We start from the raw sequence: 20,803 nt of genomic DNA on the forward strand, positions 1-20,803 counted from the left end.
GAACTGGCGTAAGTATGTCCTTCAGACTTTCAGGGTAAAGCGCGTAAAGAGTGAATTAAGAAAGGGTTTCCAGAGAGGATAATTCGTTGCAGCGCAGACGCATTTTTTTGCGGGAGAGCGAACATAATCACGCGGGCAAAAAAAAAACGACATCCGGAGATGTCGTTTAGGCGTTTCGGTATCGGCTTAGCCGTAGATGTTAGCACGGTCACGCAGTTCTTTGCCCGGCTTGAAGTGGGGAACGTATTTACCTTCCAGATCCACTTTGTCACCCGTTTTCGGGTTACGGCCAGTGCGCGGTGCGCGATAGTGCAACGAAAAGCTGCCGAATCCCCGGATTTCAATGCGTTCGCCCTGTGCCAGCGTTGTGGCCATGTGCTCAAGCATCTCTTTGACTGCATCCTCAACGACTTTCGCCGGTATATGAGTATGCTGTCCCGCCAGCCTTTCAATCAATTCTGACTTGGTCATGTAACCTCCGGTTAATCCCTACAGGAATGTATGACAGCCTTTACCGAAACCGGGCGGATGAATCCGCCCGGTGCAAGGTCGATTACTCGCCTTTAGCCGCTTTGAACGCTTCAGCCATTGCGCTTGAGAAGTTGCCTTCTTCCTGTTTGGTGTTAACAGTGTTGATAGCTTCTTTCTCGTCAGCCTGGTCTTTCGCACGAACAGACAGGCTCACTACGCGGTTTTTACGGTCAACGCCGGTAAATTTAGCTTCAACGTCGTCACCGACGTTCAGAACCAGTGTAGCGTCTTCGATACGGTCCATTGAAGCCTCAGAAGCGCGCAGGTAACCCTCAACGCCGTCTGCCAATTCAACTGTAGCACCTTTCGCATCAACTGCAGTCACTTTACCGGTGACGATAGCACCTTTCTTGTTCAAAGTGATGTAGTTGTTGAACGGATCTTCTGCCAGCTGTTTCACGCCCAGAGAGATACGCTCGCGCTCTGCATCAACCTGCAGTACAACGGCAGCGATTTCGTCGCCTTTTTTGTACTCACGAACGGCTTCTTCGCCAGTCGCGTTCCAGGAGATGTCAGACAGGTGAACCAGACCGTCGATGCCACCGTCCAGGCCGATGAAGATACCGAAGTCAGTGATTGACTTGATTTTACCTTCAACGCGATCGCCTTTGTTGTGGGTCTCAGCGAACTGCTGCCATGGGTTAGATTTGCACTGCTTCAGACCCAGGGAGATACGACGACGCTCTTCATCGATGTCCAGAACCATCACTTCAACCACATCGCCTACGTTTACAACTTTAGACGGATGGATGTTTTTGTTGGTCCAGTCCATTTCTGAAACGTGTACCAAGCCTTCAACGCCTTCTTCGATTTCAACAAAGCAGCCGTAGTCAGTCAGATTGGTTACACGCCCAGTCAGCTTGGTGCCTTCTGGATAGCGCTTAGCGATAGCCACCCATGGATCTTCGCCCAGTTGCTTCAGACCCAGAGATACACGGGTACGCTCGCGGTCGAATTTCAGGACTTTAACGTTGATTTCATCGCCAACATTCACGATCTCGCTTGGATGCTTAACGCGCTTCCAGGCCATGTCAGTGATGTGCAGCAGGCCGTCAACACCGCCCAGATCAACGAATGCACCGTAGTCAGTGAGGTTCTTAACGATACCTTTAACTTCCATGCCTTCCTGCAGGTTTTCCAGCAGCTGATCGCGCTCTGCGCTGTTCTCAGATTCGATAACCGCACGACGTGAAACCACGACGTTGTTGCGTTTCTGATCAAGCTTGATCACTTTGAATTCAAGCTCTTTGCCTTCCAGGTGCAGTGTGTCGCGTACTGGACGCACATCAACCAGTGAACCTGGCAGGAACGCACGGATACCGTTCAGCTCAACTGTGAAGCCACCTTTGACTTTGCCGTTGATAATACCGGTAACAGTTTCAGCTTCTTCGTAAGCTTTTTCCAGCGTGATCCAAGCTTCGTGACGCTTAGCTTTCTCACGTGACAGCAGAGTTTCACCGAAGCCATCTTCCACTGCGTCCAGAGCAACGTCAACTTCGTCACCAACCTGGATTTCCAGTTCGCCGGCTGCGTTTTTGAACTGCTCTGCAGGGATTGCAGATTCAGATTTCAGGCCCGCATCAACCAGAACAACGTCTTTGTCGATAGAGACAACAACGCCACGAACGATGGAACCCGGGCGGGTTTCGATTTCTTTCAGGGATTCTTCAAATAGTTGAGCAAAAGATTCAGTCATATTGATAATCTTAGGATTCTTCAATTTAACGTCCATCTGACATCATGTCGGATGGGGTTGTTTCACATGCCCTGCACCGGATCCGTGGCACAGGGTTAATACATTCGTTTAAGCCGGAAGATTACACACCAAGCGTTTTGCGGGCATAATTTAACGCGTTATCAATAACCTGCTCGATGGACATCTGGGTTGAATCCAACACCAAAGCATCAGCGGCAGGGACTAACGGTGCGATAGCGCGGTTGCGATCGCGGTCGTCGCGTTCTTTTATCTCGGCTAAAAGGCGATCAAAGTTAACATTAAAGCCATTCTCCTGCAACTGTAGCATACGTCGCTGAGCACGTTCTTCCGGGCTGGCATCAAGGAAAATCTTTACAGGCGCATCGGGGAAAACGACGGTGCCCATATCCCGCCCGTCTGCAATCAAACCGGGTTCCTCGCGAAACGCGCGTTGACGACGTAACAGCGCTTCCCGAACGCGAGGAAAAGCCGCGACGCGTGAGGCGGTATTACTGACTTCCTGGGTACGAATTTCGCTGGTGACGTCTTCCCCTTCCAGGATGACCTGCATTTCGCCATGATGAGAAAGGAAACGCACATCAAGATGGGCGGCGATAGGGACTAACGCCTCTTCAGACTCAATATCGACCTGATGATGTAATGCGGCTAAGGCCAGTACACGATAAATTGCGCCGGAATCCAGTAAATGCCACTGTAATGCTTCCGCCATCGCCTTGCACAGGGTGCCCTTTCCCGCGCCACTTGGCCCATCAATTGTTATGACCGGGGCAGTTGCTGTCATCATTCCCTCCTGTTGCTGCGCGCATTTTGGCCGGTTGGCCGTCACAAATGTCGGGCATTATACGCTGCCCGGCGACGCTTAGTTACCTTTTGAGAAGAGGCAATGAGAAATTTAGCCAGGAAAAAGGCCTCTGGCGTGGAAAAGCGTCCTGAAGATGATGAGCCCGATGCACGACATCGGGCGAGGGGATTAGGCGTTTTCGCTAATTTTTTGCAGCTGTTCAAAATAATCAGGGAAGGTTTTTGCCGTACAGCCTGGATCAAGAATGGTAACGGGCGTATCGGACAGCGCAACCAGCGAGAAACACATCGCCATACGGTGATCGTTATACGTGCCGATGTCGGCATGCTTCAACGTCTCAGGCGGCGTGATGCGAATAAAATCGTGCCCTTCTTCCACCTTGGCACCGACTTTACGCAACTCGGTTGCCATAGCCGTCAGACGATCCGTTTCTTTAACTCGCCAGTTATAAATATTGCGCAGTTGCGTCGTACCTTCTGCAAACAATGCCGCAGTGGCAATGGTCATGGCAGCATCAGGAATATGGTTCATATCCATATCAATGGCGCGTAATGTCCTGGCCGTGCAGGCAATATAGTCATCGCCCCACTCAATTGATGCACCCATCTTTTCGAGTACATCCGCAAAGCGAATATCGCCTTGCACGCTGTTGCGACCAATGCCGGTGACACGCACGGTACCGCCTTTGATTGCGGCTGCGGCAAGAAAATAGGAGGCAGAAGACGCATCCCCCTCCACCAGATATTCACCTGGTGACTTGTAGTGCTGTTTACCCTTAATCAGGAAGTGTTGATACTGCTGATTCTCAACCTCGACACCAAAGCAGCGCATCAGGTGCAGAGTAATGTCGATGTAAGGTTTGGAAACCAGCTCACCTTTAATGCTGATACGGGTAGGATTTTCAGCTAACGGAGCCATCATCAGAAGCGCGGTCAAAAACTGGCTGGATACGCTGCCATCTACTGTAACGTCGCCGCCAGTAAACCCACCCCGCAGGCGGACTGGGGGATAATCTGTATTTTCGAGATAGTCTATAGTAGCCCCACCTTGCCGTAGTGCATCGACCAGGTGCCCGATAGGGCGTTCTTTCATGCGTGGTTCGCCCGTCAGGACGACATCCTGCACACCCAGGCAAAGCGCTGCCGCAAGCGGCCGCATGGCAGTGCCGGCGTTGCCCAGAAACAGCTCTGTGGGCTGTGATGCATGCAGCGGCCCACCCTTTCCTGTCACCTCGCACACCGTACGATCGCTGGAAAGCGTGAACTCAACACCCAGTGCATCAAGCGCATTAAGCATGTGCTTAACATCGTCGCTGTCCAGCAGATTAGTTAATCGGGTTTTACCTTTCGCCAGTGCAGCAAGCAGAAGCGCACGGTTTGACACGCTTTTGGAACCGGGCAAATTAACCGTACCATTAACGCGAGCGATGGGCTGAAGGGTCAGGGAATCTTGCATGTGAAACGTAATCCTTAAAAAACGATGACTCCGCCAGAGGGCGGAGTCGGGTGTCAGTCATTCCACTGACAGTGAAAGACTTAGCCGTGGCGGCGTTCGAAATCAATCATGAAATCGGTCAGCGCTTTAACGCCTTCCAATGGCATCGCATTGTAGATTGAGGCACGCATGCCGCCCACAACACGGTGACCTTTTAATGCGTGCAGACCTGCCTTAAATGACTCTTCCAGGAAGAGGCTGTCCAGCGAGGCATCAGCCAGTTGGAAAGGAATGTTCATTCGGGAACGGTTTTGCAGTGCCACATCGTTACGGTAAAAATCGCTGTTATCGATGAGACCATAGAGTAATCCGGCTTTTGCCTGATTAATTTTTTCCATCTCAGCGACACCACCCTTCTGCTTCAGCCACTTAAAGACCAGGCCACTCAGATACCAGGCAAACGTAGGTGGCGTGTTAAACATGGAATCATTTTCAGCCAGAACGGTGTAGTCAAGGATGGAAGGCACGCTTTGATGCGCGTTGCCGAGAAGATCGTCCCGTACGATAACCAGGGTAAGGCCAGCCGGACCAATATTTTTCTGCGCACCTGCGTAAATCACACCATAGCGCTTGATATCAATTGGGCGTGACAGAATGGTGGAGGAAAGATCGGCGACCACAACCTTGTCACCAAAGTCAGGCTCTTCGTCAATAGCCAGACCGTCAATGGTTTCATTTGGGCAAAAATGCAAATAGGCGGCCGTGTCGCTGACATCCCATTCGCGCATCGGCAGGATGGCGCGCTTACCTTCTTGGGTCGTTTTGACATCCAGCGTCCGCGGTGAGCAATATTTTTCCGCTTCTTTAATGGCACTGTGAGCCCAGTAGCCTCCATCTGCATAGTCCGCACTGGTCGCACTGCCGAGTAAATTGCCCGGTACAGCAGCAAACTGCGCACGTGCGCCGCCATGACAGAATAATACTTTGTAATTGGAAGGAATTTTCAGCAGATCGCGGAAGTCCGCTTCAGCCTCTTCTGCCACCTGAATAAATTCTTTACTGCGGTGGCTGATCTCCATTACTGAAGTTCCCAGACCATGCCAGTTTGTCAGTTCTTGTTCTGCACGGCGGAGTACTTCGCTCGGCAGCATCGCTGGCCCAGAGCTAAAATTATAAATTTGCGTCATTTCCCTCACCACTGTCATATCGAACGGTTATGAATAACGATTCGGTTTTATCACTGCCTTCTGGTGGCTGCAATCATAAATCGAACTGCGGTCACATTTTTTCGGCATGACGCACCGAAGGTTATATTACCAATGTAATCCGGCACGAAATATTGTGAGGCGGCTTCCTTTCATGCAGTCCCGGCTTTGGCTCAGATGACAAAGCATGAGAAAAACGACGGTAAAATTGCGGCGTCTTGATAGCGAACAGACGGTAAAAAACGTATCATTGCGCGCTTTATGTCTCCCCATTTACAGAGAGAGCGGCACCATGACGCAAACTTTTATCCCGGGCAAAGATGCCGCCCTGGAAGACTCCATTTCACGCTTCCAGACCAAATTACAGGATCTGGGTTTTAATATTGAAGAAGCCTCCTGGCTGAATCCTGTGCCACACGTCTGGTCTGTCCACATTCGTGATCGCGACTGCCCCCTCTGCTTCACCAATGGTAAGGGCGCCAGCAAAAAAGCCGCTCTGGCCTCGGCGCTGGGAGAATATTTTGAACGCCTGTCCACGAATTACTTTTTTGCTGATTTCTGGCTTGGCAACAGTATCGCCCAGGGGGATTTTGTTCACTATCCCAATGAAAAATGGTTTGCTCTGCCTGAAGACGACAGCCTGCCTGAAGGCATCCTGGATGCGCGCCTGCGCGCCTTTTACGATCCTGAAAACGCCCTCTCCGCTTCAGATTTAATCGATCTCCAGTCGGGTAACAGCGCACGCGGCATCTGCGCCCTGCCCTTTACCCGTCAGTCCGATCAGCAGACCGTTTATATTCCGATGAATATTATCGGTAACCTGTATGTGTCGAACGGCATGTCCGCCGGCAACACGGCCAACGAGGCACGGGTACAGGGGCTGTCAGAAGTTTTGGAGCGCTATATTAAAAATCGTATCATCGCCGAGTCCATCAGCCTGCCTGCCATTCCTGAATCCGTGATGGCGCGTTACCCCGATGTGGTTGAGGCCATCGCCCGTCTGGAAGCCGAAGGGTTCCCGATTTTTGCCTATGACGCGTCACTGGGTGGGAAATATCCGGTTATCTGCGTTGTGCTGTTTAATCCTGCCAACGGCACCTGTTTCGCCTCTTTTGGCGCGCACCCTGATTTTGGTGTCGCGCTGGAGCGTACCGTTACCGAACTGCTTCAGGGCCGCAGCCTGAAAGATCTGGATGTGTTCACGCCGCCCACGTTTGATGATGAAGAAGTGGCAGAGCACGCCAACCTGGAAACCCACTTTATCGATTCAAGCGGCCTGATCTCCTGGGATCTGTTTAAAGAAACAGCGGATTATCCCTTCGTTGACTGGAAATTTGATGGCACCACCGAGCAGGAATTCAGTACGCTCATGGCGATTTTCAAAGCCGAAGGTCAGGACGTTTACATCGCTGATTATGAGCACCTCGGTGTGTATGCCTGCCGCATTATTGTGCCCGGTATGTCAGATATTTATCCGGCTGAAGACTTGTTGCTGGCGAATAACAGCATGGGTGCAGGTATTCGTGAAACGCTTCTGGCCCTGCCCGGCAGCAACTGGAATCCGGAAGAGTACCTGGATTTAATTTCTCAGCTGGACGAAGAAGGTTTTGATGACTTCACGCGTGTCCGCGAGTTGCTGGGACTGGCGACAGGCAAAGATAACGGCTGGTACACGTTGCGCATTGGCGAACTCAAAGCCATGCTGGCCCTGGCTGGCGGTGATCTCGATCAGGCGCTGATCTGGACGGAATGGACAATAGAATTTAATGGCTCCGTATTCAGCCCGGAGCGTGCAAATTATTACCGCTGTCTGCAAACTCTGCTGCTGCTGGCGATGGAAGATGAGCGGAATCCGCTTGAGTATCACGCAGCCTTTGTGCGTATGTATGGTGCTGACGCTGTCGACGCCGCCTCGGCGGCAATCAGCGGTGAGGCGGCCTTCAATGGCCTCCAGCCGGTAGACAGCGATCTTAAGGCTTTCCCTGCTCATCAGGCTTTGCTTGCTGCCTATGAAAAGCTGCAAAAGGCGAAACGTCTTTACTGGAAAAACGCCTAATCTTTCGCGGCTCTGTTTCAGGATAAAGCGATAATAATCTCACAGGCACCTTATTTAATGGGTGCCTTTCTTTTTTTGAGAATAAGTATTTAAGGGATGTATTGTTCAGCGTTTTTATCATCATTATTTAAAGCAACATAACAGATGCATTTCGTTAACTCCGCAGAGATCGTCTTGACGGCACTCCGCCCTCCATTAAACAAAAACTACATAATTTAAAATATTTTTAATCATTATATTTCAATAAATTAACCGCAAAAATCCCGTCTTTCAGTGAAACACGCTCCGTCCTTGCATGACTGATCATGATCCAAATCAACTTCTGTAACTGTTGCCTTTGTTATCATTTTTTCAGACAACTTTTGGAGTGAGTTAGTGTGAAAGCTGACAATCCTTTTAATCTGTTATTACCCGCCGCGATGGCGAAAGTGGCTGAAGATGCTGGCGTTAATAAGGCCACTAAACATCCCCTCACCACGACCTTTCTGGCCTTTACTGCGGGCATGTTCATCTCGATTGCTTTCGTGTTTTACATCACGGCTACCACGGGCAGCGGTGCTGTGCCTTATGGCCTGGCAAAACTGATCGGCGGCATCTGTTTTTCACTGGGACTCATACTGGTCGTGGTATGCGGTGCCGATCTGTTCACATCTACCGTCCTCATTGTGGTCGCCAAAGCCAGTGGACGCATCACCTGGGGGCAACTGGCACGAAACTGGATAACCGTTTATATCGGTAACCTGGCTGGCGCGTTATTTTTCGTCACGCTCATGTGGTTCTCCGGTGAACAGATGGTGGCAAACAGCGCGTGGGGATTAAACGTCCTGCAAACAGCCGACCATAAAATGCATCATACTTTTATCGAAGCCGTTTGCCTCGGCACATTGGCCAATTTGATGGTCTGCCTGGCGGTCTGGATGAGCTATTCAGGACGGACATTGACCGATAAAAGCCTGATTATGATTTTGCCGGTGGCCATGTTTGTCGCCTGTGGTTTTGAACACAGTATCGCCAATATGTTTTTGATTCCTTTCGCGATCGTGATACGCGACTTTTCCGGACCTGAGTTTTGGCAGGCCGCAGGGGCCACAGCAGCACAGTTCCCGGCCCTCACCGTTAAAAACTTTATTTTCGACAATCTGATTCCGGTCACGCTCGGTAACATCATTGGCGGCGGCCTGCTAGTCGGATTGACCTACTGGGTAATTTACTTACGCGGTGGTAAAGAAACGCACTAATCCTGTCTCAACGGCATATCGCAGCCTGGTACGCCCGAGAGCAAAAGTCTCCTTAAATAAGGCAGGTATATTATGACCGAACTTAATGCAAAACTCGCTTCAGCCTGGCAGGGATTTACTGAAGGCGAATGGCAGAACAGCGTCAACGTACGCGACTTTATTCAGAAAAACTATACGCCTTATGAAGGCGACGAGTCCTTTCTGGCCGGTGCCACCGAGGCCACCACAACCCTGTGGGAGAGCGTGCTGGAAGGCATCAAAATTGAAAACCGCACCCATGCACCAGTCGATTTTGATACCGATCTTGCCTCAACCATCACTTCCCACGATGCCGGTTACATCAATAAATCACTGGAAAAAATTGTTGGCCTGCAAACCGAAGCCCCGTTGAAACGCGCCATTATTCCTTTTGGCGGTATCAAAATGGTTGAAGGCTCATGCAAGGTCTATGGTCGTGAACTCGACGCGTCTCTGAAAAAGATTTTCACGGAATACCGCAAAACGCATAACCAGGGTGTTTTTGATGTTTATACACCTGACATTTTACGCTGCCGTAAATCTGGCGTATTGACCGGCCTGCCTGATGCTTATGGTCGTGGACGCATCATTGGTGATTATCGTCGTGTTGCCCTATACGGCATTGATTATCTGATGGCGGATAAGTTTGCTCAGTTCACCTCACTGCAAAACGATCTTGAAAACGGCGTAAACCTGGAAGCCACGATTCGCCTGCGGGAAGAAATTGCTGATCAGCATCGTGCGCTTGAACAAATTAAAGCGATGGCAGCCAAATACGGTCATGATATTTCTGGCCCGGCCACCAACGCGGCTGAAGCCGTTCAGTGGACCTATTATGGCTATCTGGCTGCAGTTAAATCACAGAACGGCGCGGCCATGTCTTTTGGCCGGGTGTCGACTTTCCTCGATATCTACATCGAACGCGACCTCCAGGCAGGTAAACTGAACGAAGAGCAGGCACAGGAACTGATTGACCATCTGGTTATGAAACTGCGCATGGTCCGCTTCCTGCGTACACCAGAATACGATGAACTGTTTTCTGGTGACCCTATCTGGGCCACCGAATCGCTGGCAGGGATGGGCGTTGATGGTCGCACGCTGGTCAGTAAAACCACGTTCCGTTTCCTGAACACGCTGTACACCATGGGCCCCTCCCCTGAACCAAACATGACCATTCTGTGGTCTGAAAAACTGCCCGTTAACTTCAAAAAATATGCGGCTAAAGTTTCAATCGACACCTCGTCACTGCAGTATGAAAATGACGACCTGATGCGTCCTGACTTTAACAACGATGATTACGCCATTGCCTGCTGTGTCAGCCCTATGATCGTCGGCAAGCAAATGCAGTTCTTTGGTGCCCGCGCCAACCTGGCAAAAACCTTGTTGTACGCGATCAACGGCGGCATGGACGAAAAACTGAAAATGCAGGTGGGGCCGAAAGAAGCCAAAATCATGGATGAAGTGCTCGATTTCGACGTCGTGATGGCCCGTCTGGATCACTTCATGGACTGGCTGGCAAAACAGTATGTCACCGCACTGAACATCATCCACTTCATGCATGATAAATATAGCTATGAAGCGTCACTCATGGCGCTGCACGATCGTGATGTTTACCGCACCATGGCCTGCGGTATCGCCGGACTGTCTGTGGCTGCGGATTCACTCTCAGCCATTAAATATGCCAAAGTGAAACCCGTGCGTGATGAAGATGGCCTGGCAATTGATTTCGACATCGAAGGCGACTATCCCCAGTTCGGTAACAACGATCCGCGTGTGGACGACCTGGCATGCGACCTAGTTGAACGGTTTATGAAGAAAATTCAGAAACTGGAAACATATCGCAACGCGGTGCCAACGCAGTCCGTTCTGACCATTACCTCTAACGTCGTTTATGGCAAGAAAACCGGTAATACGCCAGACGGCCGCCGTGCAGGCGCCCCCTTTGGCCCTGGCGCTAACCCCATGCACGGTCGCGACCAGAAAGGAGCGGTAGCATCGCTGACCTCGGTAGCGAAATTACCCTTTGCGTACGCTAAAGACGGTATCTCTTATACTTTCTCCATCGTGCCTAATGCGCTTGGCAAAGATGATAATGTACGTAAAACCAATCTGGCAGGACTAATGGATGGTTACTTCCATCATGAGGCCAGTATTGAAGGCGGCCAGCATCTGAATGTTAACGTGATGAACCGGGAAATGTTGATGGACGCAATGGATAACCCTGAGAAATATCCTCAGTTAACCATCCGCGTTTCGGGCTATGCCGTTCGCTTTAACTCGCTCACCAAAGAGCAGCAGCAGGACGTGATTACCCGTACCTTTACCCAGTCACTCTAGTTCACCCTTGAGGCTCCTTCATGGAGCCTCTTCTTTCGAGTCAGGTTTGGTCGCTGTCTGTATGACGGATAACCACCAAAATTGATTTCCCGTTCAGAGCGCACCGGAGAGTGCGCCACCTGCTTCGCAGGCTCATCAGGAGAATACATCGCAATGTCTGCCATTGGTCGCATCCACTCATTTGAATCATGCGGAACCGTAGACGGTCCCGGCATCCGTTTTATCACCTTTTTTCAGGGCTGCCTGATGCGCTGCCTGTACTGCCACAACCGTGATACATGGGACACGCATTGCGGCAAAGAAATTACCGTCGACGCGCTCATGGCGGACGTTCTGTCTTATCGCCATTTCATGAATGCGTCCGGTGGCGGGGTGACGGCTTCAGGCGGTGAGGCCATTTTGCAGGCGGAGTTTGTGCGCGACTGGTTTCGCGCATGTCAAGCTGAGGGCATTCATACCTGCCTTGACACCAACGGCTTTGTCCGCCGCTACGATCCCGTTATTGATGAATTACTGGATGCAACAGATTTGGTGATGCTTGACCTCAAGCAGATGAACGATGACATCCACCAGATTCTTGTCGGTGTGTCGAATCATCGCACACTCGATTTTGCGCGCTATCTTCAGAAGAAAGGAAAACGGACGTGGATTCGTTTCGTCGTCGTGCCCGGCTATTCTGATGATGATGACAGTGTCCATCGCTTAGGTGCATTTACGCAGGATATGGCAAATGTGGAGAAGATTGAGCTTCTGCCTTATCACGAGCTGGGTAAGCATAAATGGATTGCGATGGGTGAAGAGTACAAGCTCGACGGTGTAAAACCGCCCAGTAAAGCGACCATGGAACGGGTCAAGCATATTCTTGCCAGCTACGGACATGAAGTGATGTATTGACAGGCCACGTCACCGCAGTCAGTAAACGATAACCGTCTGACAGTCAGCGCAGCCAGACGGCGAAGGTTAAGTGTCACCGCCTGGTTATCGTTATGATCAGGCATGTGCCACTGGCGTGGCATGGTGATCGGCTTTACGCAGTAACATGACTAGGTAAACCAGCGCTACCGCCGCGATCATAACGAACAGCAGACGGTCGGAATAACTTTGCATCAGCATGGCCGTCATGCTTGGTCCGGCCAGGCTGCCCACGGTGTAGCTCAGTAACAGCGCCTGATTCATTGCCACCAGTTCATGGTGCGCCACGGTTTCGCAGGCCCATGACATGGCGACCGGATAAAGCGTAAAACCTGCCAGCCCCAGCACAAACAGGGCTGGGGCCATCGCGGCGTTTGTCAGCATCGCAATCGCGCCGAGGATCACCACAAATACCTGCACTCGCAGTACCATCATGCGGCCAAAGCGGTCAGCAAGCCGACCAATCGGCCACTGCCCGACAATGCCGGCACTCACCAGCAAGGCCATCCAGTAACCCACGTTGGCATCACTCATACCCTGATGAGAAAGATAGAGCGGCATCAAGCCGTACAGCGATCCCAGAACAATGCCAGAAATAATACAGCCGTTAATACCGAGACGAGAACTGCGACGACGCAGCATAGGTAAAATTCGTCCGCCTGGCGTAGCTTCTACGGTATCGCTGTTGGCAGAAACCTGCGTGAAGATTAACGGTAAGATGGCGCTGATGACCGTGGCGGTTACCCAGGGAATCACACTCAGTAATTCGGTAGACAGTTTGCTCACCAGCAGTTGTCCGGCAACCGTACCCAGGTAATAGACGATCATATAGGCAGCGAGCAACTGCCCACGGTTACGTACTGTTCCACTGCATAACAATGCGCTTTCCACCACGACCCAGACTAACGCGCAGCCGATACCGGCCGTGAAGCGCAGCAATGTCCATGCCCAGAATCCTTCCAGCGCCAGCATGCACAGTGTCGACAGCGCAAAAAGGCCGGTCGCCAGATAATAGCTTCGGTTAAAACCGTATCGCTTGATCAGCCAGCCAGCCACTAAAGTGCCCAGCAGGTTACCGGTGTAATACGACGAACTCACCACGCCTACCTGCCATGTTGCCAGCGCATCATGCGTCAGCCAAAGGGGCACTAACGTATTCAGTACCGCAATGGAAACTGTCATCAATAACAGGCCGCAGAGCAGCAATATCACAGGACGTGACCAGGTCGACATAGGGGATAAAAACCAAAAGAAATGAAGGAAATTGCGCGCAGTTTGCCATCGCGCGTTGTAAAGTCAACGGGAGGAATGAGGGTGCAGCACATTTTGCTGCGTGACCATTTAAATTATTTATCTTCAGTAAGTTAGCCATCTGTCAGGCATCAGATAACTTTGCGCTATCTCTATGATAATCTGGATTTTTACGCTTTCTGCCCGCGTCGTCATCGATAATGTTTATTTGTGATAAATTTTAAACGTGTTGAGGATGCCTCGCGGTAAAGATAAAAAAACCCAGCCTGAGCTGGGTTATTTTAAACAGGGTGAACGCTTAGCCAATAAATTCCAGGCCGTTCATATAAGGACGTAATACCTCTGGCACGGCGATGCGGCCGTCCTGCTGCTGGTAATTTTCCAGCACGGCAACCAGCGTACGTCCTACGGCCAGGCCCGAGCCATTCAGGGTATGCACCAGACGCGGTTTTTTATCCTGCTTATTGCGGGTGCGCGCCTGCATACGGCGAGCCTGGAAATCCCCCATGTTTGAGCAAGAAGAGATTTCACGGTAGGTATTTTGCGCCGGTAACCATACTTCTAAATCGTAGGTTTTTGTCGCACCAAAGCCCATATCACCGCTGCACAGCAAGACCTTGCGATACGGCAGGTTCAGCAGTTGCAACACTTTTTCAGCATGGCCAACCAGCTCTTCCAGCGCATCCATAGAGGTTTCAGGCGCGACGATTTGCACCATTTCAACTTTGTCGAACTGGTGCATACGGATGAGCCCACGCGTATCACGGCCATAGGAGCCTGCTTCAGAGCGGAAGCAGGGTGTATGTGCCGTAAGCTTCAGCGGCAGGCTCTCTTCTTCAACGATTTCATCCCGCACAAGGTTCGTCAGCGGCACTTCAGCGGTCGGAATAAGCGCGTAATGGCTGCTTTCGGATTCTTCTTCCAGCGGACGGGTATGGAACAGATCTTCACCAAACTTAGGTAACTGGCCTGTACCGTATAAGGTCGCATGGTTAACCAGGTAAGGGACGTAAGTTTCCAGATAACCATGTTGTTCCGTGTGCAGGTCAATCATGAACTGGCTGAGCGCACGGTGCAGGCGAGCAATCTGGCCTTGCATAACCACGAAGCGTGAGCCGGTGAGTTTCACTGCCGCAGCAAAGTCCAGCCCTTTAGCCGCTTCGCCCAGCTCAACGTGATCTTTCACCTCAAAATCAAACTGGCGGGGTTCACCCCAGCGACTGATTTCCAGGTTTTCCGTGTCGTCTTTCCCCAGCGGCACTTCATCCGCAGGAAGATTCGGCAGCGCCAGGCTGAAATCGCGGATCTGATTTTGCAGCTCGTCCAGTTCTGCTTTAGCCGCATCCAGGCGTTCGCCCAGGCTGTTCACTTCCTGACGCAGTGGCTCGATGTCTTCCCCACGTGCTTTGGCCTGACCGATGGATTTGGAGCGGGAGTTGCGCTCGGCCTGCAGGTTTTCCGTTTCAACCTGCAAGACTTTGCGACGCTCTTCGAGCGAACGCAGCATTTCCACATCCAGTTTAAATCCTCGGCGTGCCAGTTTTTCTGCGACTGCGTCTGGCTCATTACGCAGCAGATTGGGATCGAGCATGCTTATCCTGTGTATTTATGAGTTAAAAGAAGGGGACGCACTCCCGCTGGAATGCGTTGAAAACATTGACCACATTACCGCAACGTCTGTTTCAGCGGTAGCGTTTTGTCGGGCTATTTTGATCGAGTTCAGTCAGCCAGGCCAGCTTTTCGCCAATTTTGCCTTCAAGACCGCGTTGAGTGGGATGATAGTAACGCGTTTGCGCCATTTCGGGTGGGAAATAGACTTCACCCGCAGCATAGGCATTGGCTTCGTCATGCGCATAGCGATAGCTTTCGCCCAGCCCCATCTCTTTCATCAGCTTCGTGGGGGCATTGCGCAAATGATCGGGAACATCGAAATCTGGATGGTCGCGTGCATCACGCATCGCCGCCTTAAACGCGTTATAGACGGCGTTACTTTTTGGCGCACAGGCGAGATAGACAATGGCCTGCGCAATCGCTCGCTCCCCTTCTGCCGGACCAACCCGGGTGAAACAGTCCCAGGCCGCGATAGCCACCTGCATGCCTCGTGGATCGGCATTGCCGACGTCTTCAGACGCAATGGCCAGTAACCGACGCGCGACATACAGCGGATCGCCACCGGCGGTAATAATACGAGCGTACCAGTACAGGGCGGCATCCGGTGCCGATCCCCGGACGGATTTATGCAAGGCAGAAATCAGGTCATAAAAGCGATCGCCTTTATTATCGAACCGGGCAGACCGTTCCCCCGCCACTTCGGTCAGCAACTGGGGCGTCAGCTCGCGTTTGCCTGTGCCGTTGGTTTCGGCCATATCGGCCATCATTTCCAGCGTATTCAGAGCACGACGTGCATCGCCGTTGACCAGTTCCGCAATCATACGCCGCGTATTGTCAGGTAACAGGATATCGCTGTTGCCATAACCCCGACTGGCATCCTGCATCGCCTGGTCAAGCACCTGCTCAATATCTTCTGTGGTCAGGGATTTAAGTAAATAGACACGAGCACGTGACAGCAGTGCGGAGTTCAGCTCAAAGCTGGGATTTTCTGTCGTGGCACCGATAAACGTGATAGTGCCGTCTTCAATATGGGGAAGAAACGCATCCTGCTGACTTTTGTTGAAGCGATGGACTTCATCTACAAACAGGATAGTGCGGCGGCCCGCCTGCTTGCTCAGCCTTGCGCGTTCAATGGCTTCACGAATCTCTTTGACACCAGAGGTGACCGCAGAAATACGCTCAACGTCCGCATTGCCATAGTGAGCGATAATCTCGGCCAGCGTTGTTTTTCCTGTCCCTGGCGGTCCCCAGAGAATCATGGAGTGCAGGTGCCCCGCTTCGATCGCGCGCGGCAACGGTTTACCCGCAGCCAGCAGGTGCTGCTGTCCAATGTATTGCTTCAGGGTTGCTGGCCGCATACGCGCGGCCAGCGGTTTAAAATCTTCACTGGAAAAATCCAGGGACAGGTTACCCACTACCACCTCACTGACGTTGGTCATCCACCGTGACGCCTTTTGGCGGGGTGAATGTGAATTTATCCGGGCTAATCGGGCCGTTTTTCTGGCTCTTTAGCTGGTAGTTACTGCGCTGCCCATCCTGCTCGACGGCGCTAAACTGATTAATGGTGCCATCTGGCGTCACATCAATCGTGAACTGCTTGAGGTTGCCATCGCTTTTCTTCGGCGTCAGTTCAAATTTGTCACCCTGCTGTTTTACGTTGTATTGCTGCCAGTCACTGGCCTGGTTACGGGCAATCAACATAAACGGTGTATTGCTGGTCGCATTCTTTAACAGGCTGACCGTAGCTTGTTCAACAAACGGGTTATAGAACCATAACGATTTCCCGTCAGAAATAATGATGCTCTCGTCGGGTGCGGTCATATGCCAGTTGAACAGGCTGGGGCGCTTAACCCAGAGCTCGCCTTCACCCTCCTGCACGTTGGCACCGCTTCCATCGGTCACCTTTTGAGTAAAGCTGGCGTGGAAGCTGTTAACTTTATTAAGGCGCTGTTGCAGGTCGCTCGACGCATCGGCGAGAACGTTGGCTGACCCCAAAGCGGCCAGCAGGCCTAAGGCGATTACGCGTAATTTCATCTGCTTAAATCCTTATTAAATCGTTTCCCGTTGATCACGTGACTAAGCCTGGTCGCTGTCCTGCGTTTAATACAGGAGAAAAAACCGAAACACTAATCAACTATGGGGGTTAACCGCTAAAAAACAATGAGCCAGTGGAAACTGGCTCATTGTTTTGTGTTTCAAAGCTTATCGTTCAGGCTTTACATATCATGGGGTGGTGGAGAGAGCACTTCACGGTTACCGTTGTGGCCCGGTGACGAGACGATGCCCTGTGCTTCCATCTGTTCAATGATGCGCGCAGCACGGTTATAACCGATACGGAACTGACGCTGTACGCCCGAAATCGAGGCGCGTCGCTTATCCACCACAAAGGCAACAGCCTGATCGAACAACGGATCGAGTTCTTCATCGCTGTCAATGCCGCCCCCGCCTTCACTTTCTTCGCCCGCTGTAATGCTTTCAATATATTGCGGACGCCCGCGCGCTTTCCAGTCCTGCACGACAGCATGTACTTCCTGATCGCGCACAAAGGCACCGTGAACACGCACCGGCATTGATGAGTTGGGCGGCATGTAAAGCATATCGCCCATCCCCAGTAACGATTCTGCACCGCCCTGATCAAGGATGGTTCGCGAGTCAATTTTACTTGAGACAGTAAACGCGATACGGGTAGGAATGTTGGCTTTGATGAGGCCGGTAATGACGTCAACTGACGGACGCTGGGTTGCCAGAACAAGGTGGATTCCCGCCGCACGCGCTTTCTGTGCAAGACGTGCAATCAGTTCTTCCACTTTCTTACCGACAGCCATCATCAAATCGGCGAACTCATCCACCATCACCACGATGTAAGGCAGTTTTTCCAGCACTGGCGGCGTCATATCCATGCTGTCGCCTGGCTTCCAGAACGGATCGGGAATCGGCCGCCCCATTGCATCCGCCTGCGCCACTTTTTCGTTGTAGCCAGCCAGATTACGTACACCCAGCGCCGACATCAGCTTATAGCGACGCTCCATCTCACCGACACTCCAGCGCAGCGCGTTCGCCGCATCTTTCATATCGGTCACGACTTCGGTCAGCAGATGCGGAATGCCTTCGTAAACGGAAAGCTCGAGCATCTTGGGGTCAATCATAATAAAGCGCACGTCTTCCGGCGTGGCTTTATACAGCATGCTGAGGATCATCGCATTCACGCCGACGGACTTACCGGAACCGGTTGTACCCGCTACCAGTAAGTGTGGCATTTTAGCCAGATCGGCGACGACCGGCTGGCCGGCAATATCTTTACCCAGCACCACAGACAGCGGCGAGGGGTTGTCACGGAATTTTGGACAATCCAGCACTTCACGCAGGTAAACGGTCTGGCGATGTCGGTTGGGTAATTCCAGACCAACATAGGGTTTGCCAGGGATCACTTCAACCACACGCACTGCCGTAGTCGACAGGGAGCGGGCCAAATCGCGTGACAGGTTAGAGATACGCGCCGCTTTCACGCCCGGCGCGAGATCCAGTTCAAAACGGGTAATCACAGGTCCTGGCGAAATGCCCACCACCTCGGCCTTGACGCGGTAGTCACCCAGACGCGCTTCAACCAGTCTTGCTGTCTGCTCAAGGGCGAACATATCAACCGGTTCTTCCTCTTCCGGCGGCGCGGTCAGGAGATCGAGTGACGGTAAGGGTGTAGAAGGTTTTTCCAGTGGCTGCTCGTGACGCATCAGGAAGGGGTGAATCAGGCTGTCATGCACGGATGGCTTCGCCTCCGTGACCGGCTCCGGCTGCTGCGCAGGCGCGGCAAAGTGATCGGCCGCAAAGGTCTGGGCTGATTCTACACGCTGAGCCGCGGGCTGTTCTGGTGCCGCCTGAACGTGCTGCCAGGGCTCATGTTGTGGCGCGACCTCGCTGACGTCCGGCGATGCTGCAATGGTGAACAGCGGCTCGACAGGGCCATCGTCGACCAGGTCCTTCATTGGGGAGAAATCGAAGGCCGCTGACGTATCCAGATTGAAAACGGGTGCATTGTCTTCAGGCACCGTTTCATAGCGCTGTTGCTGTTGCTGTGCGAACTGACGCGCCAGCGAGGCCTGCTGCAATGCCAGCTCATCGTCCTCGTGCGCGTCGTCCTGCTGCCAGCTTTCGCCATAGCGTTGCTGCTGCTCTGACTGGAACGCCTGACGCAACTCTGCCTGTTGCAGCGCATCCTGCTCCTCTGCTGACCAGTCAGTGAGTGACGCATCTTCTTTCGTAGGTTGTGATGACGGCAGTTCAGCACGTTTGGCTTTTTCTTCCGCCATACGCTGTGAAGGCAGTTTAATGCCGTACGAGGCCAGCTCACGTCGGGTAGGCAGTTTAACCGGATTAGGCCGCGGCAGCGCCGGACCAATCCCCTGTTTCACCTGTGGATTCGACACCGTTTCAGGGACAGGCTCAAACAGCGGTGAGGATGCTGACGATGCTGCGGTTGCCGCAGCACCGGCGACACCAGCGCTGTTCAGCGAGGCTGCTGACGTGGCTTCACGCCAGTTACCCATTTTGGGTTCGTCATCCTCATAAGCGGTAAAGTGCGGGGCAGCCGCCGGTGCATCGTCCGGTAACTCAAAGCGGTAGCGCGGCGGTTCAGTGAGAGGCTTCTCCTGTGGCATCGGCTCGCGCGGCGCAGTGTGCGTCACCGGGGCAGGATGAGGCGATGCCGCAGGCGAAACAGGTTCAGGCGTCGCTGCAACCTGTTCAGGCTCAGATGAAGCTGATGGCGCACTGACAGGCGTTGCCGCCATTGTTGCGGCAGCAGGCTGCGCAGGTGCTGTGGCAGTAGCCTGAGCGCTTGCCGTCGGTGTTGTGGTCGCAGATACTTCGGCTGTGGCCGCAACAGCGGCGCGGGTGGCGGTGGCGGCCCTGGCTAACAGTGGATCATGCGCATCCAGATCGGGCTGCGCCTTACGCGGCGCGGTTAGCAATACGTCATCGTCGTCGTCCGTCTGAGCATGAAGGACGGGTGCGCTCTCGTGATAATCGTCTGCTTCGTCCTCTTCATGCCAGGGTTCATCATGACGTGAGCGGTTGCTGGCGAATGTCAGCACGCCCATGACCACGCCACCGATTCTTTCCGCAATGGTTAACCATGACCAGCCCGTATACAGCGTGATCCCTGCGGCCCAGATGCAGAGCAAAGTCAGTGTGCCACCTGCCGGACTGAACCAGGGTGAAATGGCATTACTGACGAGGCTGCCAATGACGCCTCCGGAAGCAAAATACCAGATGTCGTCCGCGTTGAGCGCGGCCATCCCACAGGTGGTGACGACCAGGGCCAGGACACCGATTAAGCGTAAACCAATGGCAAAGTAGTCCACATAATCCTGGTTATCCCGCTGGCGAAACGCTATCCAGCACAGCCCCAGTATGACCGGCGGAATGGCATAGGCCATCACACCAAAGATGAAAAGCAGCGTATCAGCCAGCCATGCGCCGACTGTGCCACCCATGTTATGGATAGGTTCATGCCAGGCCGTTTGCGACCAGCTCGGATCGGAAGGATTAAAGCTGACCAGGGAAACCATCAGGTAGATGGCGAACAATGCCACCAAAATAAGTAACGCTTCCAGCAGACGGCGTCCGCTGCTCAGCGACTGTAACGAAACGTCTTTATCTTCTGTGTATTCCTGGCTCAAGAGATCTCTCCAGGTG

The 20,803-nt window shown here is 52.6% G+C and carries 14 protein-coding genes; 4 read left to right on the plus strand and 10 right to left on the minus strand.

The features are described from left to right. Positions 1–186: 186 nt before the first annotated feature. From ihfB to serC, 5 genes are all read right to left on the minus strand, one after another. Positions 187–471: an integration host factor subunit beta gene (gene ihfB / locus RAC65_RS06545; RefSeq protein ID WP_003849360.1), complete on the minus strand. Its 285-nt coding sequence runs from the start codon at positions 469–471 to the stop codon at positions 187–189. Between the two features lie 82 nt (positions 472–553). Beyond that, complete coding sequence (rpsA, locus tag RAC65_RS06550; protein WP_033737767.1) at positions 554–2,227, minus strand: 30S ribosomal protein S1; 1,674 nt, start codon at positions 2,225–2,227, stop codon at positions 554–556. A 121-nt stretch (positions 2,228–2,348) separates the two neighbouring features. Further along, complete coding sequence (gene cmk / locus RAC65_RS06555; protein ID WP_006118623.1) at positions 2,349–3,029, minus strand: (d)CMP kinase; 681 nt, start codon at positions 3,027–3,029, stop codon at positions 2,349–2,351. Between the two features lie 189 nt (positions 3,030–3,218). Further along, on the minus strand, positions 3,219–4,505 hold the full coding sequence (aroA, locus tag RAC65_RS06560) for a 3-phosphoshikimate 1-carboxyvinyltransferase (RefSeq protein ID WP_375096518.1): 1,287 nt from the start codon (positions 4,503–4,505) through the stop codon (positions 3,219–3,221). An 80-nt stretch (positions 4,506–4,585) separates the two neighbouring features. Further along, on the minus strand, positions 4,586–5,671 hold the full coding sequence (gene serC / locus RAC65_RS06565; RefSeq protein WP_006118621.1) for a 3-phosphoserine/phosphohydroxythreonine transaminase: 1,086 nt from the start codon (positions 5,669–5,671) through the stop codon (positions 4,586–4,588). A gap of 310 nt (positions 5,672–5,981) precedes the next feature. Between serC and ycaO the strand changes: the two genes are divergently transcribed. The 4 genes from ycaO to pflA all read left to right on the plus strand — a co-directional run bounded on the left by ycaO (position 5,982) and on the right by pflA (position 12,232). Next, positions 5,982–7,745 carry a 30S ribosomal protein S12 methylthiotransferase accessory factor YcaO gene (ycaO, locus tag RAC65_RS06570; protein WP_375096519.1) on the plus strand — a complete coding sequence of 588 codons (1,764 nt, stop codon included), beginning with the start codon at positions 5,982–5,984 and terminating at the stop codon, positions 7,743–7,745. A gap of 377 nt (positions 7,746–8,122) precedes the next feature. Further along, the gene (focA, locus tag RAC65_RS06575) at positions 8,123–8,983 is read left to right on the plus strand and encodes a formate transporter FocA (protein WP_375096520.1); all 861 of its coding nucleotides are present in this window, start codon (positions 8,123–8,125) and stop codon (positions 8,981–8,983) included. A 72-nt stretch (positions 8,984–9,055) separates the two neighbouring features. Then, positions 9,056–11,338, plus strand: coding sequence for a formate C-acetyltransferase (pflB, locus tag RAC65_RS06580; RefSeq protein WP_375096521.1), 2,283 nt, complete (start codon positions 9,056–9,058; stop codon positions 11,336–11,338). A 153-nt stretch (positions 11,339–11,491) separates the two neighbouring features. Then, on the plus strand, positions 11,492–12,232 hold the full coding sequence (pflA, locus tag RAC65_RS06585) for a pyruvate formate lyase 1-activating protein (RefSeq protein ID WP_039341323.1): 741 nt from the start codon (positions 11,492–11,494) through the stop codon (positions 12,230–12,232). A gap of 96 nt (positions 12,233–12,328) precedes the next feature. Here pflA and RAC65_RS06590 read toward each other — a convergent pair whose 3' ends face one another. The 5 genes from RAC65_RS06590 to RAC65_RS06610 all read right to left on the minus strand — a co-directional run bounded on the left by RAC65_RS06590 (position 12,329) and on the right by RAC65_RS06610 (position 20,787). Beyond that, positions 12,329–13,483: an MFS transporter gene (locus RAC65_RS06590; protein ID WP_006118615.1), complete on the minus strand. Its 1,155-nt coding sequence runs from the start codon at positions 13,481–13,483 to the stop codon at positions 12,329–12,331. A 316-nt stretch (positions 13,484–13,799) separates the two neighbouring features. Then, entirely contained in the window at positions 13,800–15,092 is a 1,293-nt protein-coding gene (gene serS, locus RAC65_RS06595) for a serine--tRNA ligase (protein ID WP_039341327.1), read from the minus strand. A 91-nt stretch (positions 15,093–15,183) separates the two neighbouring features. Next, complete coding sequence (locus tag RAC65_RS06600; protein WP_133745304.1) at positions 15,184–16,527, minus strand: replication-associated recombination protein A; 1,344 nt, start codon at positions 16,525–16,527, stop codon at positions 15,184–15,186. A gap of 7 nt (positions 16,528–16,534) precedes the next feature. After that, positions 16,535–17,146 (minus strand): outer membrane lipoprotein chaperone LolA, encoded by a 612-nt coding sequence (gene lolA / locus RAC65_RS06605; RefSeq protein ID WP_006118612.1) that lies wholly within the window; start codon positions 17,144–17,146, stop codon positions 16,535–16,537. A gap of 182 nt (positions 17,147–17,328) precedes the next feature. After that, positions 17,329–20,787, minus strand: coding sequence for a DNA translocase FtsK 4TM domain-containing protein (locus RAC65_RS06610; RefSeq protein WP_375096522.1), 3,459 nt, complete (start codon positions 20,785–20,787; stop codon positions 17,329–17,331). Positions 20,788–20,803: the final 16 nt, after the last annotated feature.

Origin of the sequence: Pantoea sp. BS_8 (assembly GCF_041954965.1) — a bacterium.
GTDB classification, from domain to species: Bacteria; Pseudomonadota; Gammaproteobacteria; order Enterobacterales; family Enterobacteriaceae; genus Pantoea; species Pantoea stewartii.

Coding starts and splice junctions, on each gene's coding strand:
- cmk (WP_006118623.1), bottom strand. CDS start 3,029: ATGACAGCAACTGCCCCGGTCATAACAATTGATGGGCCAAGTGGCGCG.
- ihfB (WP_003849360.1), bottom strand. CDS start 471: ATGACCAAGTCAGAATTGATTGAAAGGCTGGCGGGACAGCATACTCAT.
- ycaO (WP_375096519.1), top strand. CDS start 5,982: ATGACGCAAACTTTTATCCCGGGCAAAGATGCCGCCCTGGAAGACTCC.
- pflB (WP_375096521.1), top strand. CDS start 9,056: ATGACCGAACTTAATGCAAAACTCGCTTCAGCCTGGCAGGGATTTACT.
- pflA (WP_039341323.1), top strand. CDS start 11,492: ATGTCTGCCATTGGTCGCATCCACTCATTTGAATCATGCGGAACCGTA.
- serC (WP_006118621.1), bottom strand. CDS start 5,671: ATGACGCAAATTTATAATTTTAGCTCTGGGCCAGCGATGCTGCCGAGC.
- aroA (WP_375096518.1), bottom strand. CDS start 4,505: ATGCAAGATTCCCTGACCCTTCAGCCCATCGCTCGCGTTAATGGTACG.
- rpsA (WP_033737767.1), bottom strand. CDS start 2,227: ATGACTGAATCTTTTGCTCAACTATTTGAAGAATCCCTGAAAGAAATC.
- RAC65_RS06590 (WP_006118615.1), bottom strand. CDS start 13,483: ATGTCGACCTGGTCACGTCCTGTGATATTGCTGCTCTGCGGCCTGTTA.
- serS (WP_039341327.1), bottom strand. CDS start 15,092: ATGCTCGATCCCAATCTGCTGCGTAATGAGCCAGACGCAGTCGCAGAA.
- lolA (WP_006118612.1), bottom strand. CDS start 17,146: ATGAAATTACGCGTAATCGCCTTAGGCCTGCTGGCCGCTTTGGGGTCA.